Source organism: Rhizomonospora bruguierae, assembly GCF_018397995.1.
GTDB classification, from domain to species: domain Bacteria; phylum Actinomycetota; class Actinomycetes; order Mycobacteriales; family Micromonosporaceae; genus Rhizomonospora; species Rhizomonospora bruguierae.
Genome location: NZ_BBQH01000013.1, coordinates 191,084 through 216,847 on the forward strand (window position 1 = coordinate 191,084; position 25,764 = coordinate 216,847).

The window sequence follows — 25,764 nt, forward strand, 5'->3', positions numbered from 1 at the left end:
GCAGGCATGGACACACCATTCAGGTCCGGGCTGGAGGGCGTCATCGTCGCCGAAACGGAGATCAGCCACGTCGACGGCGCCAATGGCCGGCTGATCTACCGGGGCGGGTACCACATCGAGGAGGTCGCGGACCGCAGCTACGAAGAGCTCGTGCACCTGCTGCTGTACGGTCGGCTGCCCGATTGGGGGGAGCTTGCCGCGACGACGGCCGGCCTGATGAAACAACGCGAGCTCAACGACGCCGCCCGCGCCGCGCTCGCCGGACTGTCGACGAGCGCCGACCCGATGGACGCGCTGCGAACCGTGCTGTCGGCGCAGGGCGCGCAGCGTGGCGTGGCGCAGCCGACCGCGGCCGAGGCGATCGCCGTCACGGCCGCGGCGGCAACCGCGGTCGCCGCGTGCCATCGGCACCGGCAGGGCCTGCCGCTCCCCGAGGCCCGCATGGACCTCGGGCATGTGGCCAACTTCCTGTACCAGCTCCACGGCCGCGAACCGGACCAGGCCCAGGTGCGCTGGCTGGAGACGTACTTCGTCGTGACGGCGGACCATGCGCTGAGCCCGTCGACGTTCACCGCACAGATCGTCGGCTCCACCGGCAGCGACCTGTGGTCGGCGATCGTCGCGGCCGTCGGCGCGCTCAAGGGCCCCGCGCACGGCGGCGCGACGGTCGAGGCCACCCGCATGCTGGAGCGAGTCGGCGGCCCCGAGCACGCCGAGTCCTTCGTCCTGGACGTGCTGAGCCACAGGGGCCGGCTGATGGGGTTCGGGCATCGAGAGTACCGCCGCTACGACCCCCGCGCCCGGATCCTGGCCGACGTCTGCCAGGCCGCGAACCCCGGGTATCACGCCGTTGCGCGGGCGGTCGAAGACGTAGCGCTACGAGAGCTCGCCCGCCGGCACCCCGACCGGCCCAACCTCACCAACGTGGACTACTTCGCCGGCGGCGTGCTGTCCGGCGTCGGGATCCCGCCGGACTTTTTCACCTGCATGTTCGCTGCCGCCCGCACGGTGGGTTGGGCGGCGCACGTAGTCGAGTACGTCGCGCGGGGCGAGCGGATCGTCAGTCCGGCCTCGCGCTGGATCGGACCGGATGCGAGGGCTGCGTGGAGGCATCAGTGAGTGAACGGCGTACCGTGCTGAACCTGACCGAGCTGGAACAGCGCGCCATCGACTCCCCGATCAACCTCTCGGACGGCCATCCCCGGCAAGACCCGACCGGGTCGCAGGCCAAGCTGATCTGCCGGCTGCCGGAGTTCTTCGAGATCGCCGCAGCAGAGCCGTTCGCCGAGATCGAGCGCCGGGCGCAGGCCGCGTTCCTCGGCACGCTCGGCCAGGCCCGCGCACCGCTCGACGGCGGCCGGGTCTTCAGCGTGTACTCCTCGTCCGTCGCCACGATGGCGGTCGCAAACGTGCTTTCGGGGCATCGAGTGGCACTCATCCACCCGACGTTCGACAACATCCACGACATCCTGGTCCGGCAGGCCACGATGATTCCGATCTCCGAGGACGCGTGCGTCGAAGGCGACCTGTCCCAGGCGCTGGCCGGAAACGCGACATGCGTCTTCGTCACCACGCCCAACAACCCGACCGGACGGGCCTTGGACGAGGCCGACCTGCGCCGGTTGGCGGACGACTGCGCCGCCAACGGTCTACTCCTCTGCCTCGACGTGTCCTTCCGCGGCTTCGACCTCCGGGCGCAGTTCGACCACTACGCGGTGCTGGAGGACTCGGGCGTCGACTACGTCGTCATCGAGGACACCGGCAAGCTCTGGCCGATGCAGGAGCTGAAGCTCGGCTTCGTGGCGGTGAGCGAGAGCATGCGCGCCAAGGTCGAGCACGCCCTGAGCGACGTGCTGCTCACGGTGTCGCCGTTCGTGCTGACGCTCATCGAGATGCTCGCCGTCGACGCCGCGCAGGGCGGACTCGCGGAACTGCACCGCCTCATCACCGAAAACCGCCGGATCGTCTCGGACGCGGTCGGCGGCCTCGACCGTGTGGAACTGCTCGACCCGCAGTCGCGCATCAGCGTCGGCCGGCTGCGGTTCAGCTCCCCCACCGACGCCGACCGGACCCGGCGCGGGCTATACGAGCGCGGTGTACACGTGCTGCCCTGCCGGCAGTTCCACTGGGCGGACCAGCAGGAGGGCGCCGCCCTACTGCGGGTGGCACTGGCCCGCAACGGCGCGACCCTGGCCGAGGGGATGCGCCGCCTAGCCGCGGCCCACGCGAGCCTGGCCGCCTAAACCCGGTACCGACATGCGGGAGGAATCTATGTCGTCGAGCGTCTTCGACCACGTTCGCGAACTGCTGCCCGAGGTGAGTAGACGGGCCGACGAGATCGAGAAGCTGCGCACCTTGCCGGACGACCTCGTCACCGACCTCACCGCCGCCGGGTGCTTCCGGATGCTGGTGCCGCGCCGGTACGGCGGGGAGGAACTGACCCTCGCCCAGTCCCTGGAGCTCATCGAGAACCTGTCGCGCGCCGACGCCTCCACCGGCTGGGTGGTGATGATCGCCTGCAGCAACCTCATGGTGCTCGGCCTGCTACCAGCAACGACGTTCGAGTCGGTGTAGCCCGGCCATCGGTGTCACCGCGCACCACGCCGGTCTGGCGGGACCGGCGGCGCGACCGCTACCACCGCACTGCCATCCGACTGCAGAGCGGGCATCCCGCTGCAGAGGGGGCGGGAAGTGGTCGAGCGCGGTGTTTCGCAGGTTACGGCCCCGGGCCCGGGCGAAAGCTCATCTGCCGGCTCGGCCGGCGACGACGAAACTGGCCCCTCCCGTTCAGGGAGGGGCCAGTCTCATGGTTGGCGGGTCAGCGATCGGCGCCGCGGGTCCGCGGTCGCCGACACTGCGAGCGCATCCGGGGTTTAGGCGGCCGGGGGGTTGCGGGGGATGAGGTCGCCGACGGTGTCGGCGTAGGCGCGCTGGAATTCCAGGAGGACGGAGGTGTAGGTGTCGGAGGTGAGGGCTTGGGTGGCGTGGCCGAGGGTTTCCTGGACTTCTTTCATGTCGGCGCCGCCGGCGCGGAGGTAGGTGGCGGCGCAGTGGCGCAGGTCGTGCAGCCGGACCGGTGGTAGGCCGCTGGCTTCGACGAGGTCGTCGAAGCGTTGGCTGACCGTCTGGGGGTGCCAGGCTTTGCCGTCGGGTCGGACGAAGAACAGGCCGGTGTCGGGCCACTCGTCGCCGGACACCTGCTGCAACCGGTCACGGCGGGCGACGTAGTCTCGCAGCACCGCGATCGTCGACGCGCCGAGGGGCATGATCCGTTCCCCGGCGTCGCTCTTGACGTCCTTGACGATCGGGACGTAGCCGACGGCGGTGATCTGTTCGGCGACGGTGAGGACGGCGTCGTCGAGGTCGACGTCGAAGTCCCGTAGCCCGACGGCTTCGCCGCGGCGCAGCCCGCGGTGCAGGATGAGCAGGAACAGCGGGTAGAGCATGATGTCGTGGCGTTCGGCGTGGTCAAGGAACGCCCCGGCCTGCGGCGGGGTCCAGACCATGACCGGACTCGGTCGCTGCCCGGTCTGCTGCCAGCGGGCGACGGCCTTCGGGGTCCACACCTTCGGGGTCGGTGGTTTCCCGGACGGCAACTCGATGCCGAGGGACGGGTTGGACGGGATGAGTTTGGCTTTGCGCATGCAGTCGTTGAGCGCTTTGCGGAGGGTGGCGAGGAGTCGTTGCATGCTGGCCGGTCCCATCGGCCGGACCCCTTTCACGGTGGCCCGCACGGCCGGGTCGGGGCTGGTCTTCGCTGCGATGATGGCGGCGTTGCGGTCGTCGAGGTCGGTGAACATGTCGGTGATGTGCCGGTCCTTGAGGTTCTGGATCGGGATGTCGCCGAGGTGCGGGATGAGGTAGAGGCGGATGTGGTCGGTGTAGCTGCGCATGGTGTTGGGTGACAGGCCGCGCCGGTTGCCGATCCAGTCGGTCAGGTATTGGGCGGTGGTGGTGGGCACGGATGCGGATACCCCGGCGTGGATGCGGGCGGTGACGGTGCCGATGTCCGGGAGGGCTTCGCGGCGGCTGGTGCCCCAGATCAGGTCGCTGATCTGGATGGCGAGGTGCGGGTCGTCGCCAGCGAGGTTGAGCAGAGCGCGGACGTGGTCGAGGAGTTCGGTGGCGGTGTCGCGGCCGTCGAAGCCGCTGCGGCGGAAGGGCCGCCGTTCGGTCTTCGTCCGGACTGGCAGTTCGATCTGGCAGGCCCAGCTGCCGTGGGTGGGGTGCCAGCCGCCGCCGGCCCGGCGCAGCTTCGGGCACTTACTGCCGAGTGTTTTGCCGTTGTCGTCTTTGCAGGCGCAGCGTTTGTAGACGGAGCCTTCCGGGTTCACGCGTCTCCTCATGTCGGCACGGCCCGGTCATGCTGGGGGCCGGAGCTTCTGATTGCGTCGTGGTGATCGACGCTCGACTGATCGGACGTGGTCAAGTCGCCGACCGCGACCGGCGCGACCGGCGCGGCGGGGATGTGTAGTGCGGTGAGGATCGCCGCGACGGGGACGCGGTAGCGGTTGCCGACCCGCAGGACCGGGACGGGGAAGTCGCCGGCGGCGGCGAGTTGGTAGGCCAGGGCCCGGCCGAGGCCGAAGATGCGGGCGGCGGTGGGCAGGTCGGTGACGACGCCGAGCGCGCGGACCGTGTCCTCGGTCCAGACCTCGATGCGGTCCGCGGTGATGTGGTGTGGCCCGGCCGCTTCGGCGGTGGGCGGGGTGGTGGTCACGGTGTGGTGCTCCAATCGGAGATGTGTTGAGCGCGATCGTTTGGCGGAGACTGCCGGGGCGGCTGGGGCGCTGGGAGGGTGTGGAGGTGTTCGAGCCAGCTGAGGAGTCGGGGAAGGTTGCGGTTCGGGCCGTAGGCGAGGTAGGTGCCGTCGGCGGAGTGCGCGCCGATGCTGGCGGCGTGGCGCAGCCGGCGCAGGCTGTTGACCCGCCCTACGTGCACGTGGAGGCCGAGACTGCGGGCGTGGGTGGCGAGCTGTGCGGCGGCCGGTCCGAGTTTCCACGCTGTGGACCCGCCGAGAAACAGTCCGTCGAAGAGGTTCCAGTCGATGCTGAGGTGTTCCAGTCCGTCTTGGGCGACGAGCGCGGCGGGGTAGCCGAGGGCGCGGATGCGCGGCAGGACGGGCCGGGACCGGGCCCAGGTCGCCGCCGCGTCGCCGAGGACGTCGGGCGCGGTCGCGAACGCGCACTGTCCATGGTGGACAGCGCGGGCGGTGAGCCAAGTGAGGTAGCGGTCGACGCCGGGGAAGCGGCCGGTGTAGGCGCCATTGTCGGCGATCCACGCGACACCGGCCTCGACCCGGTTCCCCGACGCCGGAGTGGCGATCATCCCGAGCCGGCCGGCGCGCATCGCCTCACGTACCGCTGGGCCGGAAGCGGTGGCGTAGTAGCGCACGGACGACGGCGAACACGGCGACGGGGACGATGGTGGCGAGGGCCTTCACCCACAGCTGTCCGGGTAGGGCTGCCCAGATCGGGAATCCGCTCAGGACGAGGAACAGCAGCGAGTCGACAGGGATGCTGGCGGCGTTGGACGCGAGCGCGGCGCGGAGCATGCCGCGCTCCCGGAGCCGTTGGTAGACGAGGAGGTCGACGAGTTCAGCGACGAGGAACGCGACGGCGGATGCCGCTGCGAGGCGGGGTCCGGCGGGTGTGGCGCTGAAGACGGCGCCGGTGCCGATGCAGGCCAGGACGGTGGGCCGTCCGGCGGTCTGGTGTACCCAGTCGCGGGCGAGGAGGGTCAGGCCGCCGGCGGCGGTCCCGGCGGCGGCGGTGAGACCGAACCCGACCGGGATGAGCCCGTAGCGGGCGGTGAGGCTGTTGGCGGCCACGACCGTGGTGATGAACACGAGGACCGGCAGCACGGTCGCTACCAGAGTCGATCGGCGTGGACGGTCAGGGGACGACGCGGCCGTGAGTTGCGGGTGGAGTGGCTGATGGTTGCGGGCTGGCATGGTTGGGTGGGCACCTTTCGAGCACGGCGGGTTGGCCCTCGCCTGAACAGGCGTGGGCTGGTGTTGATGTTTGGTCGGCGGGTCCGCGGCGCGGTTGGTCAGCGGTGTTGTCGGTGTTGTCGGTGTGGTCGAGGTCGGTGAGCCGGCGCAGGCCGGTCCGCCGCATCCGCCTGATGTCGCAGGTGATCTCGGTGCGGCGGGTGAGGTCGGCGGTCAGGCGGGTGTGGGCGTTGGCGCTGACGGTGTCGGGGTCGTCGCCGGTGACGGTGATGGCCAGCAGCGCGTCGGCGTGGATGCGGTAGATGCCGCCGACGGGGTAGCCGGGGTGGGGGTCGGTGCGGGTGGTCCGCAGCCGGCGCAGGCTCCGGACGGCGGGATGTTCGACCGGGGCCGTGGGGGTGTCGGGGCCGGTGAGGTAGCCGTCCCGGAGGCGGCTGAGGGCGGCGATCAGGTGGGCGGTGCCGACCCGGTGGGCGTAGCGGTCGTTGGGGGCGCGGACGATGGCGGTGACGGGTACGGCGACGCCGACGACCCACCGGTAGGGCCGGCTGTGCAGGCCGAGGCGGGCCAGGACGTCGTCGCCGTCGCGACGGGTCAACGCGCCGCGGCTGACCAGGGCGCGGAGCTCGGCGCGGACGGCCTCGGCGGTCGGCGCCGGAACCGCCCGGTCGAGGTGCTCGGCGAGCGTGACGAACGGGCGGTGTTGCAGTGGACCGCGGGTCGGCATGGCAGCCTCCAGGACGGTGTTGGCAGGGGGCAGAGGCGGGCACCGGCGGGCACCGGCGGGTGCCGGTGCCGGTGCTGCAAGGCGGCGCGAGGGGGCCTCGGGACAGGGGTTCAGGTCGCGGCGGTGAGGACGGCGGCGAGCATGTCGGTCCACTCGACGCCGTGGACGCTGGTGTCGTCGTCGAAGGACCAGACCAGGTGGTCGAGGTCGAATCCGCTGCGGTGGCCGTCGATGACCACGAAGCTGGTCGGGGTGTGGCCGTCGCGGCAAGGGGTGATGACGAGGCTCCAGGTATCGGCGTGCAGCAGGACGGCGACCGGTCGGCCGCGCAGGTCCCGGCCGATCAGCAGCGATCCCGGCGCCGGGTCGGCGGCGAGGCGGGGTGCGTCGGCGATGATGTCGGTCACCTGCCGGATGTCGATCGCCCACATCACGTCGTAGGTGGCGCCGACACAGGGAGCGCGGCCCTGCCGGGCGGCGTTGGTGAACTCGGCCGCGATCTGGCTCGCGGTGCTGCGCCGGCCGTGCTGGTCGGCGGTCACAGCCGGTGCGACGGTGGCGGCGGCCTGCACGATGGTGACCGGGAACGGCCCGGGACGCCGCCGTCGCGGGCGACGGTCCCGCGCTGCCGGGTCGGTCTGGGTGCGGTGGGTGGTGCCGGTCATTGTCAGCTCCTTCGGGGTCTGGCCGGTGGGGCCGGCACACGGGTGTGCCGGCCCCACCGGCGTGCGGTGCGGGCGGCGGGACAGGGGGACTTCCGGGGCGGTGGTGCATGGCGAGCGCTGCGGGTCGCCGGTGAGGTCGGGGCGTGCCAGCGCTGCCGGGCGATGTGGGCGGTGCCGCGGTCGGTGCGGGGACGGCTGGGACGTGACCAGCCCGGTGCGGCCGGGCGCTGCGCGACGACCTGCCAGCCGGCGGCGCGGAGACTGGCGCCGCTCTCCCCGGCCTGGGTGTAGGTGACGAGACGGCGGTAGCCGAGCGCTTTCGCCGCGGTCTAGGCCGCGGCGTAGAGCATCGAGCAGGCGTTGCGGGTGCCGTCGGTGGCGACCCGGGTGACCTCGAGGGTCAGGCCGTCGTCGAGGAGCCGGGGCGACCGGCCGGCCGACGACGGCGACGCCGACCAGGGTGTTGTCCTGGTCGGCGACGCCGATGGAGTACTTGTGCCCGGCCGGTGGCCGGTGGCCGGTGGTGGCGGTGCCAGTCGGTGTTGAACGCGCACGCCTCGGCGAACGTGACCGGCACCGTCCGCAGACTCATCCCGACCCTTCTGCCGTGCCCGTCCGTCCTGCCGGTCCTGCCGGTGCTGTGTCGTGCGGGGACGGGCCGGTGCCGGTGTCGGTGGGCAGGTACGGGGCGAGCCGGGTGAGGGCCTCGTCGTGGAACGCGGCGGTGATGTCGACGCCGATGTAGGTGCGGCCGAGGTGCAGTGCGGCCATTGCGGTGGTTCCGGCGCCGGAGAACGGGTCGAGGACGGTCCCGCCGGGTGGGCACCCGGCGGCGATCGCCCGCATCGGCAGGTCGAGTGGGAATGGTGCGACGTGCGCGCCGTGGTACGGGCGGGTGGCGATCGTCCACACGTCGCCCGGGTTGCGGCCACGGGTGTGCGCGGCGGTGTGGGCGTGTCCGAGCGGCACCAGGTTGCTGCCGGCCGCTTTCGCGGCCTGCGGGCCGCCGTCGTGGTGTTTGCCGCCGTAGCGGCTGCCGCCGCGTCGGCGTGCGGTCGGGCCGATCCCGCCGGTGGCGCCTTTGCGGGCGCCGCCGAAGGTGCGGGTGCCGTCCGCGGCGTCGGGCCGGGCGAGGGGTATGCGGATCGGGTCGAGGTCGAAGTAGTACTTCGCTGAGCGGGTCAGCAGGAACAGCAGTTCGTGGCTGGCGGTCAGCCGGTCCCGGACCGATTCCGGCATCGGGTTCGGCTTCGACCAGATGATCGCGTTGCGCAGCCACCAGCCGGACCGTTGCAGCGCGAACGCGACCCGCCACGGCACGCCGTTGAGGTTCTTCGCCGGCAGCGCGTCCGTACCCGCACCGGCGGGTGTGCCGGTGCGGGTACGGCGGTTGCCGGTGGCGTAGCTGTCCCCGAGGTTGAGCCAGACGGTGCCGGTCGGGGTGAGGACCCGCCGCACCTGCTCGAACACGGCCACGAGCCGGTCGACGTAGTCGTCGACGGCCGGTTCCAGACCGTACTGCGGGTCGATCCACACCGCCCGGCAGCCCGGACACGAGGTTCCCGGCGTCGGTGGGGCGGGGATGTGGTGGACACACCCCGGATCGCCGCCTTCCCACCGCCCGGTGCCGTAGTCCCGCAAGTCGCCAGAACGGCGGGGACGTGACCACAGCGTCGACGCTGGCGTCGGGCATCGCGGCGAGCACCTCGCGGGCGTCGCCGAGGTACCGGACCGGCCCGGCGTGCCGGTATTCGAACCCGGTCAGCGGGTCGTCGGCAGTATCGCTTCGGGGATTCATGCGGGTACCGCCCAGCGCTGCGAGTCCAGGAGCAGGCACAGCGCGGCGGCGGCCTGCTGCGGTACGACTCCGTTGCCGAGGACCCGCAGGGCGCGGGTGCGGGGCAGCCCGAGCTGTGGGTCGGTGACCCACAGCTCGGGCAGTCCCATGAGCCATTCCACGAACGGCGGGGCGAGGACGGGTTTGCCGTGCCGGCCCGGCTGCGACGGGTCCGGTACGGGCCGGCCGAGGAGGAGCTCCCAGCGGGCGACGGCGGTGGCGTACTCGCCCCACCGGCGCTCGTTGAGCTGTCCGAGTTCGGTCGGTAGTCCGGCGACGGTGGTGGTGAGGTCGACGCCGCCTTCGCCGTGTCGGCTCGCTCCGTGCCCGTCGGAGGCTCGAGGTGTTGGCAGGACACGGACGGCGGCGGATGGCAGGGTGAGGTCGCCGTGGGAACCGCGTTGTCCGGGGCAGCCCTTCACGCCGTCGGTGGCGCGTGGGGTGGGTAGGAGCCGAGCGGCGTCGGTGAGGGTCCGGCCGGCGTGCCCGATGAGCGGGACGCTGCGGCCGGCGGTGGCGTTGGCCGACGCGCGGCTGTCGGCGACGGTCGGGGTCGGGAGGAGTTGGCCACGGGCGAGGCTGTCCAGGCTCGGCCGGACTGCCGCGCCGGAGGACGGGGACTGGTTGGTGCCGTACGGGACGGCGGTCGGGGTGGGGAGCAGGTGGTGGCGGGTGCCGCCGGGTTGAATCAGGTCGGGCAGGCCGTAGGGCAGGCCGACGCCGCGGCCGTCACGGGCGCACGGCGTCGGCAGGGTGGCTGCGGTTGCGGAGGCGGTGCTGGTCGGCGGCCAGCAGGAACAGCCGGTCGCGGCGGTGCGCGGCGCCGATGTCGGATGCGCGTAGGCAAGCCCAGCGCGTGTCGTACCCGATCTCGGCCAGGTCGGCGTGGACGACGTCGAACCCTCGGCGGAGGAGGGCGGCGACATTCTCCACGAAGACGAGCGGTGGTCGAAGGTGGCGAACGGCGTCGGCGACGGCGGTCCAGACGTTGGAGTGTTCGCCGGTGATCCCGGCGCGTTTCCCGGCATTGGAGATGTCCTGGCAGGGGAACCCGGCGGTGAGGATCTCGACGGGTTCGACACCGCTCCAGTCGACGGTGCGGATGTCACCGAGGTTGACGACGTCGGGCCAGTGGAGCTCGCAGACGGTGCGGGCGTGCGGGTCGGTTTCGGCGTACCAGGCGAGCCGGCCGCCGAGGACCCATTCCACGGCGAGGTCGAGGCCGCCGTAGCCGGTGCACAGTGACCCGATCCGCGGGCCGCCGCTGTGATGGCCGTCAGGTCCGCCGGGATCTCCGGCAGCGGTGTGCCGGCCCGGCGGTGTGCCGGTGGGGTGGGCACTCACGCCACCTCCCGCACCGGGGCCGGGCCGGTGGTGGAGTCGGTGGTGGTGTCGCCGGGGTGCGGGCAGGTCCACGGCCCGCACCCCGGCACATCCACGTCAGCCGCCGCCGGTCTCGGCCGCAGCACCACCTGGTCGAGCGGGACGCGTTGGCGGTGCAGGAAGAACTGCCCGCGCAGCGGATGTCCGTCGGCGTTGGCCCGCGCGGAGCCGTGCCGGATCGCGGCGTCGAACGCGACCGCGTCCGCCCACTCCGCCGGGCTGTCCGCCTTGAGGGCGGCCCAGAACCCGTCGTCGTGGAACGGGCACCCCAGACAGCTCGACTTCGGCGTGCCCGGCAGGCCGTGCCGCTCGAGGTAGGCGACACAGTCGCTGCGCCGCCACCCGAGGTCGAGCAGGGGGAAGACGTTGCGCATGTAGCCGACGTCGGCGTCCCGGGCACGGCCGATCTCATCGACCGAGATCCCGATCGCGATGTCGGCGACGACACCGGCTGGTACCCGCCGTGGGTGCGGGTAGCCGAGCCGGCGCCGGACCTCCGCCTTGATCGGTTTGATCTTGTACTCGGAGGTGCACTGCCGTCGAGCCATACCGCGTTCGCCGTTCGGTCCGAGCGTGAACAGAGGCATGGACGCGAAGCGATGCTTTGGGTCGATCGCGTCGGCGCGGATGTGCCCGGCCGACACCCGCACGATCGGGATGCCCGCCTCGGCGGCGATCCGCTCGATCCGGTCGAGGTGGTCGTAGACGGCGGCGGGCTCCCAACCCGTGTCGGCGAAGACCGCCGCGGTGAAGGTCGGGATCTCGCCGCGGGCGGCCAGCAGCACCGTGGCTGAACTCTGGACGCCGGCGCCGAGACTGAGATACCGGTGGGTGGATGGGCTCATCCGCGGCCCCCGGCATCGTCCTTTGTGGACGGTGTGATCGGTGCCGGCTTGGTGAAGATCAACACGTCCTCGTGGGCGATGAGGTGCATCGGCGTGCCGCCGGCGCGGGCCTTGCGCACGGACTGCAGCTGGAAGAAGCTGGGCCGGGCGACGAGCTGCCCGTCGCGGACCGCGGCGAGCAGCGCCACGCACCGTTCCGTCGGGACCAGGCCGGCGCGGATGCCGGCGCCGATGACGGCGGAGGGCAGGTCGACGAGTTCGCCGTTCTTGCGCCAGGGGCGGGCGGTGACCACGACGGTCCCGCCGGGGCGCAGCAGTGTCGCGCAGCCGCGCAGGATCTGCGCGAACCCGTCGGTGAGGCCGGTCAGGTCGCGGTAGGCGAGGTTCCCGCGGTCGGTGCCGTCGTTGTACCGGTTGTCGCGGATGTCGAGTTCGTCGCCGGTGCGGACCAGGCCGTGGACGGTCGGCCCGTACGGCGGTGAGGTCACCACGAGGGCGACTTGCCCGATGAGGGCGGCGGGGACGAGGGACAGGATGTCGGTGGCGTCGCCGCGGATGACGCCGCCGCGGCCGGTGGCGCCCTGGGTGCGGGCGTGGCGGAGGTTGGCGTCGGCGATGTTCGACCAGCGGGGCTCGTACTCGATGCCGAGTGCGTCCCGTCCGGCGTGCGTGGCCTCGACGAGGGTGGTGCCGATCCCGGACATCGGGTCCAGGACGAGGTCGCCGGGGTTGGTGTAGGCGTCGATGGCGTGTGCGGCGATCGCCGGGAGCATCCGGGCGGGGTGCTGGACGGAGTCCGGGACGTACCGGCCGCGGCGCTGGACCGGGCCGGTCTGCTGGGCGGTCGCCCACACCGACAGCTCCGCCAGCGCAGGGACACCTACGGCGGCCCCGTCGGCGTCGGTGCCCACGGCGGCCGTGGCGGCGCGGTGCTGAGCATCGTAGGCGCGGTGCCGGCCGACCGGACCGTTCCGGCGGGTGCCGGCGCTGCCGATGCTGCCGGTGCTGTCGGTGTGGTTGGTGAGGTTGGTGGTGCCGCGGCCGGGCTCGTCCGGGTCGGCGGCCACCGCGGTGCGGGACTCAGCCATTGGTGGCCTCCCCGCTGCGGCCGGCCCGGCGGGAACCGCCGCGGCGGCGGCCTGCCACGACCGGTGTGAAGACGAGCAGGTCGGCGTGGACCCGCAGGTGCGCGACCGTCCACTGCTCGCCGGCGTTGTCGGCGCGGGCCTTGGACAGGGCGAGGAGTTCCTCGTCGTCGAGGTGGTAGACGAACGCGTCGCCGTGCCCATCGCCGTGCCCGTCGCCGCTGGTGTCGGCGGCGACCGCGACGATGTGCTGCAGGTAGCCGAGACCGACCTGCGCGGCGGCGGCGGCGATCGGGCTGAAGTCCTCCGGGGTCGCGGCCAGCCCGGCGGGCACGGCCACGACGAGGACGAGGCAACCGCCCGGGCGCAGCAGCTCCCGGCAGGCGGTAAGCAGCCACGCCAGCCGGATCCGGTTGGGGACCGCGTCGGGGTCCAGCGGCCAGGTCGCGACGACGAGGCTGGTCAGTCCGGCGAGGGAGACGCCGTCGGGGATCGGCACGACCGGCGGTGCGGTCGGTGGGAGGTGCGGGTCGGTGAGGTCGTCACCGAACCAGTCCGCGAGGGACACGTCCAGCTCGACGCCGTCGGCGCCGGCAGTGGTGAGGTCGGTGTCGAGCTCGTCGTCGGGCTCTGTCGTGTCCTCGTCGCCGAGGCTGCTGGTGGCGGGGCCGATGATGAGGCTGGCGACGTCGGTGAACCAGGCCCGGTGGTGCCGGCGTCCGCCGGTGCAGCTGGCGAAGGTAAGGGCGTGGTCGGCGGTGAGGTCGACGACGGCCTCGCCGGGGCGGCTGTAGGCGGCGACGAGCCGCCGGGCCAGCCGCGCCGGGATGCTGGCGCCGTGGTCGCCGCTGGTGCGGGCGGTCCGCCAGACGGTGATCGGGACCGGCGGGTCCCCGGCGACGACGTCGACGAGCAGCTGCTCCTGGACATCTCGGGTGCTGGGGGCGCCGGCCGTCCCGTTCGGGTCCGGGTTCGGGTTCGGGTCGGAGTTGGGGTTGGGGTTGGTGGGGTGGTGGTGCGGCGGGTGCTTGCTCATATGGCTGTCGGCTCCGCGCCGCGCCGGGATGCGCTGACACCCTCCTATCCGAGTTTGTGAGCCGTGGCGAACGCCCCCCTCGCACACAGCCGCTCACAGCCGCTCACAGCACCCCGAGTACCGCTCACAGTTACAAGAGGCGTGCTCGCAGCAACGGAACGTCACCAGGCGGGGGCGGTAGGCCGCTCACAGCGGCATCTGCAGTCAAGACCCCGGCCACTCACAGCGGCTCACAGCGGCTCACAGTCGCTCACAGCGGTTTCGGCGGCTGAACCGTGGTCACTCACAGCCGCTCACAACGACCCCCGGCATGTAGACCTCGACCGCTCGCAGCCGCTCACGGGACCAAGGAGTTTCCGCGCTGGCCGGGAACGGGTGCCAGCGCGGCGTGAGCAGGGTTGCCGGGCGTCGCCGGGCCGCGCAGCGCGCGTCGACAGCAAACGCTGTACCCGTCGATGCTCGTTGGCCGGCCCGGCGCCAAGGCGGTGCCGGCGATGCTGTGGGTGGTGTGGCCGCGACGGCGATCCGGCGGAACCACTGTCCGCGAGGCGACCGAACTCATCGATGATCTTCTGTGACATACGCTGCGTGTCAATCGACGATCTTCTGTGACATGATCGCCGTGTCAATTGATGATCTTCTGTGACAAGCATTCGATGTCAATCGATGATCTTCTGTGACACGTTGGCGTGTCAATCGACAGGCATCTGTGCCGCTAGGCGGTGTCACGGTCACTTGAGCCGTCCCGTCATGGGCGCTGTGAGTTGCTGTGAGTGCGTGCGGCGTCCGCCGTGTGCCGCGACGGACACCGCGAGCGGACTCCCGGGTGCTGTCCCTGGCTGCGTGTCCGGCAGCCCGCCTAGCGCAACGACTGCGGGGCTCTGGGATGTCAATACGCAGCTCAATGGCTGTGACATGCACGGATGTCAACGATCACAGTCGATGACGTAGATCGTGTGACACGGGTGTTCGGTGTCGCGGCAGGCCGTGGTGCCGGCCGCTTGGATGTGCCGCTGACCAGCACTGTCAGTGGCCTGTGAGCGGTGCGTGGCGCAATGACATCCGCGGACATCGCGTGACAACTCCACGATGTCCATCCGTGATCTTCGTTGTCATAGGAGCTTGTGACATGACCGTGTCCACCACCCTGGACCACACCACGAACCGCCCGGACACCGGCGCCGGCACCCTTGACGCCGCCCGCGACACCGTCCGCGACACGGACGGCGCCGCTGATGACGAGGTGTGGCCGTCCTCGCCGTTCGCGTGCGTCGACACCGCGTTCACCGCGCTGGTCACCGGCCCGGACCCGCTCAGCATCGACCTGACCGGACTGGATCCTGACCTCGGCCTGCCCGGCGGGGTGGTCAGCGTGGCGGTGCTGCGCACGTGGCTGGCCGAGCACCCGAGGAACTGGCCGGCGTTGGACGCGGTCTGGCGGGAGCTGATCGTCCGGGCCCGCCTCGACGGCCCCGCCTGGGTCGTCGCCGCGACCGCCCTGGCCCTGCCCGGCCTGGTCCGCCGTGCCGCGACCCTGGTCGCCGGCGGCTGGCACGGCGACCCCGACGACGTCGACGCCGAAGTCCTCACCGGGTTCCTCACCGCCCTGCGCGACCACGTCGACGTGACCCGCCCAGCCCCGTACGCCCAGCTGTGCCGGGCCGGGCAGCGCGCCGGCTTGGCGTTGGTCGCGCAGCAGCGCGACGTCGTCCTCGTCGACGACCTCGACGCCATCCCGCCCGGCCCCCGCACCCCGCACCGGCCGTGGAACCACCCCGACCTGCTCGTCCAGCGCGCGGTCGCGCTCGGCCTCCTCGACGCCTGCGACGAGCAGCCCTACATCGACACCCGCCTCGGCAAACGGGCGATCGAGCCGATCGCCGCCCGCCTCGACGTCACCGTCGACGCCCTGCGGATGCGGCTGCGCCGCATCGACGAGCGCATCGCCGCCGCCCTGGCCAAGGGCCTGCTCACCGGCGCCACCTCACCCGAAGCCGAACAGGAACTGGCGAAGCAGGCCGCCCACCGGCAGCGGACCCGCGCCGCCGTGGCCGCCCGCACCACGCACCGGCCGCAGCTGGCCGCTGCCTGAGCGGCAGCCACGCGCCTGCACGACCGGCGTCCTTCAGGGCCGTGCCTGCGACACCAACGGTGTCGCAGGCACGGCCCTTTCGCCGCCCTCCACGCCCCCCGCCGTTCTCGCGGTGCCGGTCCTCGACACGCGAGCGCCGGGCACCGGGCGGGTTGTGAGCGGTGCCCGGCCCGGCGGGCGCGAGCGCAACACGGTCGAGCGCGCCGGCCACGCCGGCTGTGAGCCGCTGTGAGCGCCTGTGTGTGGGCCATCAGCGGCTGTGTGTGGGCTGTGAGCGGCTGTGTGTGGCTGTGAGTGGTGGGGGCGTTCGCCACGGCTCACAAACCCGGATAGGGGGGTGCAGGACTTCCCGGCGCTCCCGCTACGGCCATTGACGGTCACGGGCGCGTCCGGGGGTGCTGTCCGCCGCCGGGCGAACCCCAGCTGCGAGTGCTGCGCCAGCTGCGCGCCTCGGGTGCCGCGCCATCGTGATGCGCTGACACCTCATCCCACAGCCGACCCGTAGAGGGAGGACGAGCTCCTCCCGAGCGCGTTCGCGGCCTGTGCGACTGCACTCGCTCATCGGGATCCCGCTCGGCGGCGGCCACATCCGCTGTTTCGAGCATTCGCCCCGCACCGCCCGCCGACACCCCGCGCCCCTGGGCGCCGGTGCCGCCCCGCGGTGCGGGGCGGGAGGTGAACCCCAACCATGTCCCGCTTCCTGCGGGCACGTCTGCGTGCCCACAACCCGCACACCACCACCATCACCGAACCGATCACCAACCCGGCGATCGGCCACGAGCCCGGCACGAGGGCGACCATCGCGGCGAGCGACGCGCCGCCGGTGATCCGCCGGCGGATCGTCAGGGTCCTGACCGCAGCGGCGGTCGCCGCCGCCCTGCTGGCGGTCCCGTCGGTCGCGTCCGCCGATCCCGGCGTCCCGGCCGTCGTGGCGGCGAACGCGCTGCCGGTCGTCATCGCCAACCTGCAGACGTGGATCATGGGGATCCTCGCCGCGGTGGCGACCCTGTTCCTGGTCCTCGCGGGGGTGTACTGGGCCACCGCCGGTGGCGACCCGGCCCAGGTCGACAAGGCCAAAGGCGCGTTGAAGAACGCGCTCATCGGCTACGGCCTCGCGGTCCTCGCGCCGATCCTGCTCCAGATCGTCCAGGGCATCGTCGGGGGCTGAGACGATCATGGGCTGGCTCCTGGACACCATCCTCACCTGGTTCGCCGAGCAGATCCTGGCCTGCTTCGACGGGCTTATCGGCGCGATCACCAACGCGCTGCTGATCACCCCGGACGTCACGGCGTTGCCGCAGGTGCAGGCCCTGACCGGCCGTTCGGTCCTCGTCGTCGACCTCGTCTTCGTGCTGTTCTTCGTCGCCGCCGGCGCGCTCACCATGAGCGCCGGCGGCGACGAACGCTCCCGCTACACAGCCAAGGACCTGATCCCGCGGTGCATCGTCGGGTTCGTCGCCGCGCACTTCAGCCAGCTGTGGTGCACCAAGATGATCGAACTCGCGAACGCGCTGGGCGCCGCCCTCACCCAGGACGACCTCGGCGGCGACGGCGAACTCCGCCCGGCCGCGGTCTCCGCGATCAAGACCCACATCCTCGCGGCGCAGGACAAGACGTCCGGGATCCTGTTCTGCGTCTGCGCGGTGATCATCCTGATCCTGCTCGGCTCCACCGCGATGAGCATGATCACCCGGTTCGCGGTCGTCCTCGTACTCACCGCGGTCGCACCGATCGCCCTCGCTTGTCACGCACTGCCACAGACCGACCCGGTCGCCCGGATGTGGTGGCGCGCCTACGGCGGCACCCTGGCCGTGCCGGTCGCGCAGGGCTTCACCCTCTACGCCGGGCAGTGGATGCTCACCGACAGCAGCCACATGCTGTTCGCGTTCGGGCTGCCCGGCGACGGCGGCGTCACGAACCTCTTCGTCATCATGGTCCTGCTCTGGACCACGGTGAAGGTCCCCGGCCTGATCCGCCGCCTCGTGTCCCAGGGCGGCGGCAAGCAACCGAACTTCCTCGGCGCTGTCATCCGCGTCGTCGTGGTCCAGCAGCTGTCCCGGGCCGTTCCCGGTCTGGGCAGGATGACCCGGGCGGTGGCCCGGTGAACCGCCGGGACGAGGACACTGTCCGCGCCCGGATGCCGGCCGACGTCGACGCACCGGACAAGGTCGTCTACGGGCTGACGTTCCGGCAGCTGGCGATCCTCGCTGTCGCGGCGGTCATCGGCTACGGCGCCTGGAACACCCTGCACACCCTCCTGCCGGTCCCGGTCCTCATCGGCGCGTTCGTCGTGCTCGGCGGCCTCGTCTTCGGCCTGGCCGTCGGCCGCCGCGATGGGCTGTCCCTGGACGTGTGGATGCTCGCCGGGCTGCGGCACTCCCGCAGCCCGCGGGCGCTGTCCACGACTGACACCACGGCCAAGGTTCCGGACTGGGTGCAGGCGCCGGCGTCGAAGGTGATGCTGCCGGCGCCGCTGCGGCTGCCCGCCGACGCCATCGGCGACGACGGACAGATCAGTCTCGCCGGCGCCAAAGCGGCGATGGTTGCCGCGACCAGCGTCAACCTGGCCCTGCGCACCGCCGACGAGCAGGCCGCCCTGATCGACACGTTCGGGCGGTGGCTGAACTCGCTGTCCACGCCGACGCAGATCGTGGTGTCCGCGCAACCGGTCGATCTGGCCTCCTCCGCCCGCACCCTGGCCCGCGCCGCGGACCGGCTGCCGGACCGGGCCCTCGCCGCGGCGTGCGCCGATCACGCGGACTTCCTCGCCGACCTCGCCGAGCGGCGGGACCCGCTGCGCCGACAGGTCCTCATCGTCACCCGCGCCGGGGCTGGGGAACGCGGCGAGCACGCCGCGCGCCGCCGCGCCGACGACACCGTCCGCGCGCTGTCCGGGCTCGGTGTCACCACCCGCGCCCTGGACGGCCCGGCCGTCACCGCCGCGCTCGCCGCGGCCGCGGACCCGTACCGGCCGTCCCGGCCCGGCGGGCTCGCCGCCCCCGACGCGGTCATCACCGCCGCGGCGCCGAAGCAGGCACCGCCCAAACCTCGCAGGAAGCCACCGTCATGACACTGCTCGCTCGTCGTACGGCACCTGCCGCCGCCCCGCCGACCGCGGGACTGGCGGCGGCCGTCGCCCCAGCCTCCGTCGAGGTCACCCCACGCATGCTCCGCGTCGGCGACGGCTACGCCGCCACCCTCATCGTCACCGGCTACCCCGCCGAAGTCGGGGCAGCCTGGCTGGAACCGCTGCTGTCCTGGCCCGGCCGCCTCGACCTCGCCCTGCACGTCGACCCGCTACCCGCGCCGATCGCTGCGAAGCGGCTCCGCACCCAACGGGCCCGGTTCGAGTCGTCCCGCCGCGCTGATGCGGAGAAGGGCAAACTCGCCGACCCCTACGTGGAGGCCGCGGCAGATGACGCCGCCGACCTCGCCGAACGCCTCGCTCGCGGCGCCGCGAAACTGTTCAGAGTCGGGCTGTACCTGACCGTGCACGCCCGCACCGAGGCGGAGCTCCTCGATGCGTGCGCGCAGGTGAAGGCCGCCGCCGCGTCGACGCTGATCGAGGTGCAGCCGGCGACGTGGCGACACCTGCCCGGTTGGACCACCACCCTGCCCCTGGCCACCGACAGCCTGCAGATGCTGCGCACCATGGACACCGCGGCCCTCGCGGCGGCGTTCCCCCTCGCCAGCTCGGATCTGCCGGCGCCGCTGCCCGGCGACCCGGCCACCACCGGCGGGGTCCTGTACGGCATCAACCCCGACAGCTCGGGGATCGTGTGGTGGGACCGGTGGGCGCAGGAGAACCACAACAGCGTCGTGCTCGCCAGAAGCGGCGCCGGCAAGAGCTACTTCGTGAAACTCGATGTCCTGCGCAACCTGTATCAGGGCGTGCAGGTGTCCATCGTCGATCCGGAGGACGAGTACCTGCGTCTCGCCGACGCCGTCGGTGGCACCGCCGTAGGGCTCGGCCAGCCCGGCGTGAAGATCAACCCCCTCGACCTGCCCGTCGGCGACACCCGCCCCGATGTGCTGACCCGCCGCGGCCTGTTCCTGCACACCCTCATCGCGGTCCTGCTCGGTCACCAGCCACCACCGACCGAACGTGCCGCCCTGGACCGGGCCATCCTCGCCACCTACCGCACCGCCGGGATCACCGCCGACCCCGCCACCCACCACCGCCCCGCTCCGCTCCTGGCAGATCTCGCCACGGCCCTCCGCGGGGACGACGACCCAGCCGCCACACAGCTCGCCGCGCGGCTCGCCCCGTGGGTGGACGGCTCGTTCGCTGAGCTGTTCAACGGCCCGACCACGACCCGCCCGGACGGGCACCTCGTCGTGTGGTCGCTGCGGCATCTCCCCGACGAGCTGCGGACCGTCGGCACGCTCCTCGCCCTCGACGCGATCTGGCGCAGCGTCGACGCCCCCGGCAGCCGCCGCCTCGCGGTACGGCGGCTCGTCGTCGTCGACGAGGCGTGGCTGCTCATGCGCGACGGCGAGGGCGCCCGGTTCCTCGCCGTCATGTCCAAGGCGAGCCGGAAACGCAACGCCGGCCTGACCGTCATCACCCAGGACGTCGCGGACGTCCTGGGCACCGACCTCGGCATGGCCGTGGTGTCCAACGCCGCCACCCAGATCCTGCTCAAACAGGCCCCGCAGGCGATCGACGCCGTCGGTGACGCGTTCGGGCTGACCGCCGGGGAACGTCGCATGCTGCTCGCCGCGCGGACCGGCCACGGGCTGCTCATCTCCGGCACCAACCGCACCGGGTTCGAGTCGATCGCGTCCCCGAACGAACACCTCCTCGCCACCACGAAACCCGCGGACCTGATCGACCTCGACGACGAGGAGGACCTGCTGTGAACCCGCCGCAGCCCGGCGGGACCACCGCGTGGATCCTCGCCGGTCCCAGCCACCCCCCGCCCGCATCACCGATTCTCGCGCTGACACCGGCGCCCAGCCCCTCCGGGCCGGGCGCCGGTTTCGTTCCCCCACCGCCGTCACCGGTCGCCGCCTGGCTCCTCGACGCCGCCCGGTGGGCGGCCGACCGGCCGTGGCTGCTCGCCGTCGCCGCCGCCGTCCTCGTCGGCTATGTTGCCGGCCGGAGCCTGCTGGACGGGTGGCGGCACACCCACCACGCCACCGGCGCCCGCCTCGTCACCATCGCACCGCCGCCGGAGGTCGACGAACACGCCGCCGCCGCGCTGTGGGCGAACCTGCACGGCACCCTCACCCCCTCCCGCAAGCGCCGCCTGATCTACGGGGCGCCGCACGTGGTGTGGCAGTACAGCTGGACCGGCCGGGAACTGCGGATCTCCCTGTGGGTGCCCGGCACGATCCCGCCCGGCGCCGTCGAGGCCGCGATCCGCGCCGCCTGGCCCAGCGCCGCGACCACCACCGAGGAGGACGCCCCACCCCCGATCCCGATGCAGGCGGCACCCGCCGTCGGCGGGCACCTCCTGCCCCAGTCGGCCGAATGGCTGCCGTTCAACACCGACTTCGACGCCGACCCACTGCGCGCTCTGATGGCCGCCGGCGCGCAGCTGCGGCCGGGCGAGCACGCCGTCGTGCAGGTCCTCACCCGACCGGCCACCCCGCGGCGGGCCTATCGTGCCCGACGTACCGCGGGACGGCTCCGCGACGGCAGGACCGCCACCCCGACGATCAACCCGGCCGCCCCGATCCTGTGGCTGTTGGAGGCATTCCAGACCGGAGTCTCCACCCGGCGCGGCACCTCAGCTGGTGGAGCGCAGCGCCGCGACCCCCAGATTGAACGCGACGTGCGGGCGATCCTGGACAAGACCACGCAACCGCTGTGGACCGCCGGGATCCGCTACGCCCTCGCCACGACGAGGACCCGGCCCGGCGCCGACCCGACCGGCCGGCTGCGGGGGATCGCCGACGCGATCGCGTCCAGCTTCGCCGTCTACGCCGCCCGCAACACCCTGGCCCACCGCGCCCGGATGCCGCACCCGGTGGCCGTGGCCGCCGCGCGGCGGCTCGGCGCCGGGTTCCTGCTCGCCGGCGACGAACTCGCCGCCCTCGCCGCGCTACCGCGCGACCTGGCCGTCCCCGGTCTGGACCGGGCCCGGGCCAAGTCGATGCCCGCGCCGGTCGCGGTCCCGTCCGGCGGCCGGGGGGTGAAGGTCCTCGGCGATGCCGAGGTCGGCGGTCACGGTGTCGGTCTCTCGGTGCCGGACAGCCGCTACCACCTGCACGTGGTCGGATCCACCGGCTCCGGCAAAACGACGCTGCTGGTCAACATGGCCGTCGACGACATCATCGCCGGCCGTGGGACCGTGGTCATCGACCCGCACGGCGACATGGTCCTGGACATCCTGGACCGGCTCCCGGCGAGGGTCGCCGACCGGGTGGTGCTGTTCGACCCGGACCAGCCGAACCCACCCACGCTGAACCCCTTGCAGGGCGACGACCCCGACCTCGTCGTGGACAACCTGGTGAGCATCTTTGGGAATATCTTCGCCAAGGCGTGGGGACCGCGGATGGACGACGTCATGCGGGTCTCCTGTCTCACTCTGCTGCGGCACGCGAACGTCACGCTGCAGCACATCCCGCCGCTGTTGAACTCCGCGCAGTTCCGGTCGGCGATGACCGTCGACCTGGACGACCCGGCCGGCCTGTCCGGGTTCTGGCAGTGGTACGACGAACTCAACCCCGCCCTGCGCTCGCAGGTCATCGGACCCGTCCTGGCCCGGCTGCGAGCGTTCCTGCTGCGGGACTTCGTCAAACGCACCATGCGCTACCCCCGCTCGAGCTTCGACATGGGCAAGGTCCTCGACGGCGGTGCACTCCTCGTCCGCATCCCGAAGGGTCAGCTGGGGGAGGACACCACCCGGCTGCTCGGCTCTCTCGTCCTCGCGCAGGTGTGGCAGGCGACGACCGCCCGCGCCACCATCGCCCCCGACAAACGCCGCGACGCCACACTCATCATCGACGAGGCACAGAACTTCCTGACCCTCGCCAACAGCCTCGATTCAATGCTTGCCGAAGCCCGCAAGTACCGGCTATCCCTGGTCCTGTCCCACCAGGACCTGGCCCAGTTCCCGAAGGACCTCCTCGCCGCCGCCAGCTCCAACGCCCGCAACAAGATCTACTTCACCGTAGCGCCGGAAGACGCCCGGGTCCTCGGCCGGCACACCCTGCCGGAACTCGACGAGCACGACCTGTCCCACCTGGACGCCTACACCGCCGCCGCCCGCCTCGTCGTGAACGGGCGGCAGACCCCGGCGTTCACGATGAAGACCCGCCCACCGAAACCCGTCGTCGGGGAGGCGACCGCCATCCGCGAAGCCGCCGCCACAGCGGTGCCCGAACAGGACACCAGCGCCATCGACAACCTCGTCGACCGGCTCTCCCAGGCGAAACCCTCCACCAAACCCGGCGGCAGATCCTCCGAGACCACGTCCGGCACGTCAGCCGCCGCCCGAGGTGGCCGCTCTTCGGGACCGAGGCAGTCTCGGCGCTGAAGGGCGGTCACAGCTATATGCGGCCGGAGCACGGCGCTCTGCGCGGTGACCGCTGTCAGGACCCGTCGGCGAGGTGCTCGCCGACCCGGTCGTCCCGGGTGTCGTTACCACGTCCCGCCACGACCCTCGCCACCATGCCTGACCTGCGCTGTCAGCGCAGCACGTGCGCCTGACAGCGCCCGAACCGGCTCCTCCCACCTGCCAGACACCCCTCCGAACGAGGGGATCCCTTCCTGCCCAGGAGTACCAGACCCCCATGTTTCCCGATCCGCTCAACTCTGCTCACTCCGATTCCCTGTCCTCCTCGTCCTCCTCCTCTCTGTCGTCCCTCTCATCGTCCGGCCTGCCGGTCCCCGCCCCGTCCGTCTTCTCCTCTGTCCCTGCCTCATCCGGCTCATCCGCTTCCAGGTCTACGACGTCCGCTGCCCGGTCGTATCCCGGTAGTCCTGCCCCTGTCGGGAGCTCCGCTGGCTCCGCTGGCTCCGCCTCGGACTCCCTCGCCGTGTTCCGGCGCATCGTGCCCCGCGACCGTGCGCTCCTCGCCCTGCTGGCCGAGCACTACCTGCTGTCGGCGCCGCAGATCGCGGCGGCGTTCTTCGACGGCCGGCGCACCGCGCAGCGACGGCTCACGACCCTGCACCGGCTCGGTGTGCTGCACCGCTTCGCCTACGCCAACGCCGCACACACCTCGGTGCCGTACCTGTACACGCTCGGCCCGGTCGGGCTGCAGCTGTACCCGACCGTCTACAACGACCCCGACAACCGGCACACCAAGGCACCGCGCAGCTCCCTGGACCGGGCCCGGCGCATCGCCGCCAGCGCGACCGCAGCACACCTGCTCGGCGTCAACCAGTTCTTCATCGACCTCATCGCCGCGACCCGCCGGCCCAGCGCCGAGCAACCCGCCGCCTCGGCCGACGAACGGCCCGGCCCGGGGTCATCGCCGCGACTGCTGCGCTGGTGGTCCGAGCAGCACGCCACCGACGTCTACGCCCAGGCCGGCATCCGCCCCGACGGGCACGGCATCTGGCACGCCGACAGCGCCACCGTCGGGTTCTTCGTCGAACACGACCGCGGCACCGAGAACCTGCCCCGCGTGGTCGCGAAACTGCGCGGGTACGCCCGCCTGGCCGAGTTCGGGCCCCGCTACCCGGTCCTGCTGTGGCTGCCCACCGCCGAGCGGGAGGCGAACCTGCTGCGCCTGCTCACCGGGGTCCGCACGCCGATGCCGATCGCGACCGCTGTGCACGGCCCCGACCCCGCTGGCCGTGTCTGGACCCTCGCCGCAGACCTGCCGTCGAACCCGGGCCACCGCTACCGGCTGCACGAACTGCCGTCCGACCACGGACCCCACTCCGGCACCAACCCCGGCCGGCCCACAGACTCCTGACACCCCCGGGCAGACCGCACCCCGGCTACGGAGAACACGGACAACGCCGCCGAGACCTCTGCGAAAGCCGTTCGCGTCGCCGGGACATCCGCTCACAGTGCAGGTCAGGGGCCGTCCACCAACCCCGGGCAAGGTGCTTGCCGCACCTGCCGACTCGTCTCACGGCGCAGACACCGCCGGTGACTGTCACACCACAAGATCGTTTGTGAGCGTGGTGTCGTCTCACCGCGACACCACGCACCACGCGGCCAGCCCGCTCACAACCCGCTCACAGCGCAGGTCACGCCCGCTTTTCACCGGTCACGGCGACAGCGGGCGCTGTGAGCGGCAGCCGCTACCGTTCACGGCACTACACAACCCCCACATATTTCTCCACCCGGTTCGGTCCCACCTGAGGGACAACCCGCCGCACCACCCGGTGCCCGCCACCCACCCGCCCTCACCGGCCGGTCGGTACCCGCACCGCGCGGCGACCCCCAGGTCGCACCAGACCACCAGCACCACCGCAACTCCCAGAACCACCGCAACTCCCAGCACCACCACGGCGCCGCACCCAAGCGTCACCAACCCCAACACCTCATCCGAACCGACCCACGAACCCGGTGGGCCGGTCACTGCTGCGCGCCCTCAAGCGCCCACAACCCCAGGAGGACCCCTCATGGCCAAAAGCCGCATCAAGCCTGCCATCAACCGGGCCACCCGCTCGAACCCGAGCGCCAGCTCGAACCCGAGCGCCAGCTCCACCAGTGTCACGCCGGCCCCGAGCGCCAGCTCCAACGGCGCCACGCCGGCCCGCACCGCTCAGCTGGTCCCGACGGTCAACGTCATGATCGTCTGTGTTCCGGCAGAGCTGCCCGCTGAGGCACTCGTCAGCCGTCAGCTCGACAAGCACTTCGGTGTCTCCGGCACCCTGTCACCCCGCTTCTGGGCCACGCCCGGCATGTGGATGTGGCAACGCAGCCAACTGGTCGACCCCCGCAAGGGTCAACCCGTCTACTGCGCCGGAGGCCCCGCCCGGCTGCTCGACCTCGCCGGCATGCGCCACGCCGCCGCTGTCGGCGCCGGTGTGCGCTACCAGGTGTGGTCCCGCGTCGTGCAGGGCACCCGCCCCGCCATGCCGTGGCCGCAGCTGCTGCAGCAGCACATCGCCGATCCGGCGAAACTGTCCCTGGACGACGCGATCGCCCGGTACAACAACCAGCCCCGCGTCATCGCGATGCGGATGCACAACGCCGTCACCTACGGCGCCGGCCGCCTGAACCTC

24 protein-coding genes and 2 pseudogenes are annotated in these 25,764 nt (G+C 72.2%); 11 read left to right on the forward strand and 15 right to left on the reverse strand.

Annotated features, from left to right (window positions below):
• Window positions 1-6 precede the first annotated feature (6 nt).
• Genes KJS59_RS05590 through KJS59_RS05600 form a run of 3 tightly spaced genes read left to right on the forward strand, consistent with a single transcriptional unit; the run spans window position 7 to window position 2,574 of the window.
• Window positions 7-1,119 carry a citrate/2-methylcitrate synthase gene (locus tag KJS59_RS05590; RefSeq protein WP_213451205.1) on the forward strand — a complete coding sequence of 371 codons (1,113 nt, stop codon included), beginning with the start codon at window positions 7-9 and terminating at the stop codon, window positions 1,117-1,119.
• Complete coding sequence (locus KJS59_RS05595) at window positions 1,116-2,243, forward strand: aminotransferase class I/II-fold pyridoxal phosphate-dependent enzyme (protein WP_213451206.1); 1,128 nt, start codon at window positions 1,116-1,118, stop codon at window positions 2,241-2,243. Before KJS59_RS05590 ends, KJS59_RS05595 begins: the two co-directional genes overlap by 4 nt.
• 13 nt (window positions 2,244-2,256) lie before the next feature.
• Entirely contained in the window at window positions 2,257-2,574 is a 318-nt protein-coding gene (locus tag KJS59_RS05600; protein WP_249713893.1) for an acyl-CoA dehydrogenase family protein, read from the forward strand.
• 299 nt (window positions 2,575-2,873) lie between these two features.
• On the opposite strand, the gene KJS59_RS05605 is transcribed toward KJS59_RS05600, so the two are convergent.
• The 14 genes and pseudogenes from KJS59_RS05605 to KJS59_RS05665 form a co-directional block, all read right to left on the reverse strand.
• Window positions 2,874-4,346 carry a tyrosine-type recombinase/integrase gene (locus KJS59_RS05605; protein WP_213451207.1) on the reverse strand — a complete coding sequence of 491 codons (1,473 nt, stop codon included), beginning with the start codon at window positions 4,344-4,346 and terminating at the stop codon, window positions 2,874-2,876.
• On the reverse strand, window positions 4,343-4,720 hold the full coding sequence (locus tag KJS59_RS30895; RefSeq protein ID WP_249713895.1) for a helix-turn-helix transcriptional regulator: 378 nt from the start codon (window positions 4,718-4,720) through the stop codon (window positions 4,343-4,345). Before KJS59_RS30895 ends, KJS59_RS05605 begins: the two co-directional genes overlap by 4 nt.
• Window positions 4,717-5,349: a hypothetical protein gene (locus tag KJS59_RS05615; RefSeq protein ID WP_213451208.1), complete on the reverse strand. Its 633-nt coding sequence runs from the start codon at window positions 5,347-5,349 to the stop codon at window positions 4,717-4,719. The genes KJS59_RS30895 and KJS59_RS05615 overlap by 4 nt, the downstream gene beginning before the upstream one ends.
• Window positions 5,350-5,353: 4 nt before the next feature.
• A complete protein-coding gene (locus KJS59_RS05620; RefSeq protein WP_213451209.1) occupies window positions 5,354-5,863 on the reverse strand; it encodes a VUT family protein in 510 nt (169 codons plus the stop codon).
• 31 nt (window positions 5,864-5,894) lie between these two features.
• Window positions 5,895-6,680, reverse strand: coding sequence for a hypothetical protein (locus tag KJS59_RS05625; protein ID WP_213451210.1), 786 nt, complete (start codon window positions 6,678-6,680; stop codon window positions 5,895-5,897).
• Between the two features lie 110 nt (window positions 6,681-6,790).
• The gene (locus KJS59_RS05630; protein WP_213451211.1) at window positions 6,791-7,345 is read right to left on the reverse strand and encodes a hypothetical protein; all 555 of its coding nucleotides are present in this window, start codon (window positions 7,343-7,345) and stop codon (window positions 6,791-6,793) included.
• 2 nt (window positions 7,346-7,347) lie between these two features.
• Window positions 7,348-7,611: pseudogene (locus KJS59_RS32125) on the reverse strand (hypothetical protein); the annotation flags it as partial.
• A gap of 63 nt (window positions 7,612-7,674) precedes the next feature.
• Window positions 7,675-7,899, reverse strand: coding sequence for a hypothetical protein (locus tag KJS59_RS30900; RefSeq protein ID WP_249713896.1), 225 nt, complete (start codon window positions 7,897-7,899; stop codon window positions 7,675-7,677).
• 34 nt (window positions 7,900-7,933) lie between these two features.
• Window positions 7,934-8,881, reverse strand: a complete 948-nt coding sequence (locus KJS59_RS05640; RefSeq protein WP_213451212.1) for a DNA-methyltransferase — start codon at window positions 8,879-8,881, stop codon at window positions 7,934-7,936.
• Between the two features lie 258 nt (window positions 8,882-9,139).
• Window positions 9,140-9,604, reverse strand: a complete 465-nt coding sequence (locus tag KJS59_RS30905) for a hypothetical protein (RefSeq protein ID WP_249713897.1) — start codon at window positions 9,602-9,604, stop codon at window positions 9,140-9,142.
• A gap of 307 nt (window positions 9,605-9,911) precedes the next feature.
• Window positions 9,912-10,526 carry a DNA cytosine methyltransferase gene (locus KJS59_RS05650; RefSeq protein ID WP_213451213.1) on the reverse strand — a complete coding sequence of 205 codons (615 nt, stop codon included), beginning with the start codon at window positions 10,524-10,526 and terminating at the stop codon, window positions 9,912-9,914.
• On the reverse strand, window positions 10,523-11,410 hold the full coding sequence (locus tag KJS59_RS05655) for an adenine nucleotide alpha hydrolase family protein (RefSeq protein WP_213451214.1): 888 nt from the start codon (window positions 11,408-11,410) through the stop codon (window positions 10,523-10,525). Before KJS59_RS05655 ends, KJS59_RS05650 begins: the two co-directional genes overlap by 4 nt.
• On the reverse strand, window positions 11,407-12,498 hold the full coding sequence (locus tag KJS59_RS05660) for a TRM11 family SAM-dependent methyltransferase (RefSeq protein WP_249713898.1): 1,092 nt from the start codon (window positions 12,496-12,498) through the stop codon (window positions 11,407-11,409). Before KJS59_RS05660 ends, KJS59_RS05655 begins: the two co-directional genes overlap by 4 nt.
• Window positions 12,491-13,531 (reverse strand): hypothetical protein, encoded by a 1,041-nt coding sequence (locus KJS59_RS05665; protein WP_213451215.1) that lies wholly within the window; start codon window positions 13,529-13,531, stop codon window positions 12,491-12,493. Before KJS59_RS05665 ends, KJS59_RS05660 begins: the two co-directional genes overlap by 8 nt.
• A 1,129-nt stretch (window positions 13,532-14,660) precedes the next feature.
• On the opposite strand from KJS59_RS05665, the gene KJS59_RS05670 reads away from it, so the two are divergent.
• From KJS59_RS05670 to KJS59_RS05695, 6 genes are all read left to right on the forward strand, one after another.
• Entirely contained in the window at window positions 14,661-15,623 is a 963-nt protein-coding gene (locus KJS59_RS05670; protein ID WP_249713899.1) for a hypothetical protein, read from the forward strand.
• An 838-nt stretch (window positions 15,624-16,461) separates the two neighbouring features.
• Complete coding sequence (locus KJS59_RS32000) at window positions 16,462-16,791, forward strand: pilin (RefSeq protein WP_456316010.1); 330 nt, start codon at window positions 16,462-16,464, stop codon at window positions 16,789-16,791.
• A 7-nt stretch (window positions 16,792-16,798) separates the two neighbouring features.
• Window positions 16,799-17,728, forward strand: a complete 930-nt coding sequence (locus tag KJS59_RS05680; RefSeq protein WP_213451216.1) for a hypothetical protein — start codon at window positions 16,799-16,801, stop codon at window positions 17,726-17,728.
• A gap of 32 nt (window positions 17,729-17,760) precedes the next feature.
• Window positions 17,761-18,693 (forward strand): PrgI family protein, encoded by a 933-nt coding sequence (locus KJS59_RS05685; protein ID WP_213451248.1) that lies wholly within the window; start codon window positions 17,761-17,763, stop codon window positions 18,691-18,693.
• Entirely contained in the window at window positions 18,690-20,486 is a 1,797-nt protein-coding gene (locus tag KJS59_RS05690; protein WP_213451217.1) for a VirB4 family type IV secretion system protein, read from the forward strand. The genes KJS59_RS05685 and KJS59_RS05690 overlap by 4 nt, the downstream gene beginning before the upstream one ends.
• 71 nt (window positions 20,487-20,557) lie before the next feature.
• Complete coding sequence (locus KJS59_RS05695; protein ID WP_213451249.1) at window positions 20,558-23,110, forward strand: type VI secretion protein; 2,553 nt, start codon at window positions 20,558-20,560, stop codon at window positions 23,108-23,110.
• A gap of 282 nt (window positions 23,111-23,392) precedes the next feature.
• On the opposite strand, the gene KJS59_RS30910 is transcribed toward KJS59_RS05695, so the two are convergent.
• On the reverse strand, window positions 23,393-23,626 hold the full coding sequence (locus KJS59_RS30910) for a hypothetical protein (RefSeq protein WP_249713900.1): 234 nt from the start codon (window positions 23,624-23,626) through the stop codon (window positions 23,393-23,395).
• Here KJS59_RS30910 and KJS59_RS05700 point away from each other — a divergent pair.
• Both KJS59_RS05700 and KJS59_RS05705 read left to right on the forward strand, forming a co-directional pair.
• Window positions 23,625-24,500, forward strand: a complete 876-nt coding sequence (locus tag KJS59_RS05700; protein ID WP_407073976.1) for a replication-relaxation family protein — start codon at window positions 23,625-23,627, stop codon at window positions 24,498-24,500. The two genes, KJS59_RS30910 and KJS59_RS05700, sit on opposite strands and share 2 nt — an antisense overlap.
• A gap of 658 nt (window positions 24,501-25,158) precedes the next feature.
• A pseudogene (locus KJS59_RS05705) lies at window positions 25,159-25,764 on the forward strand (hypothetical protein); the annotation flags it as partial.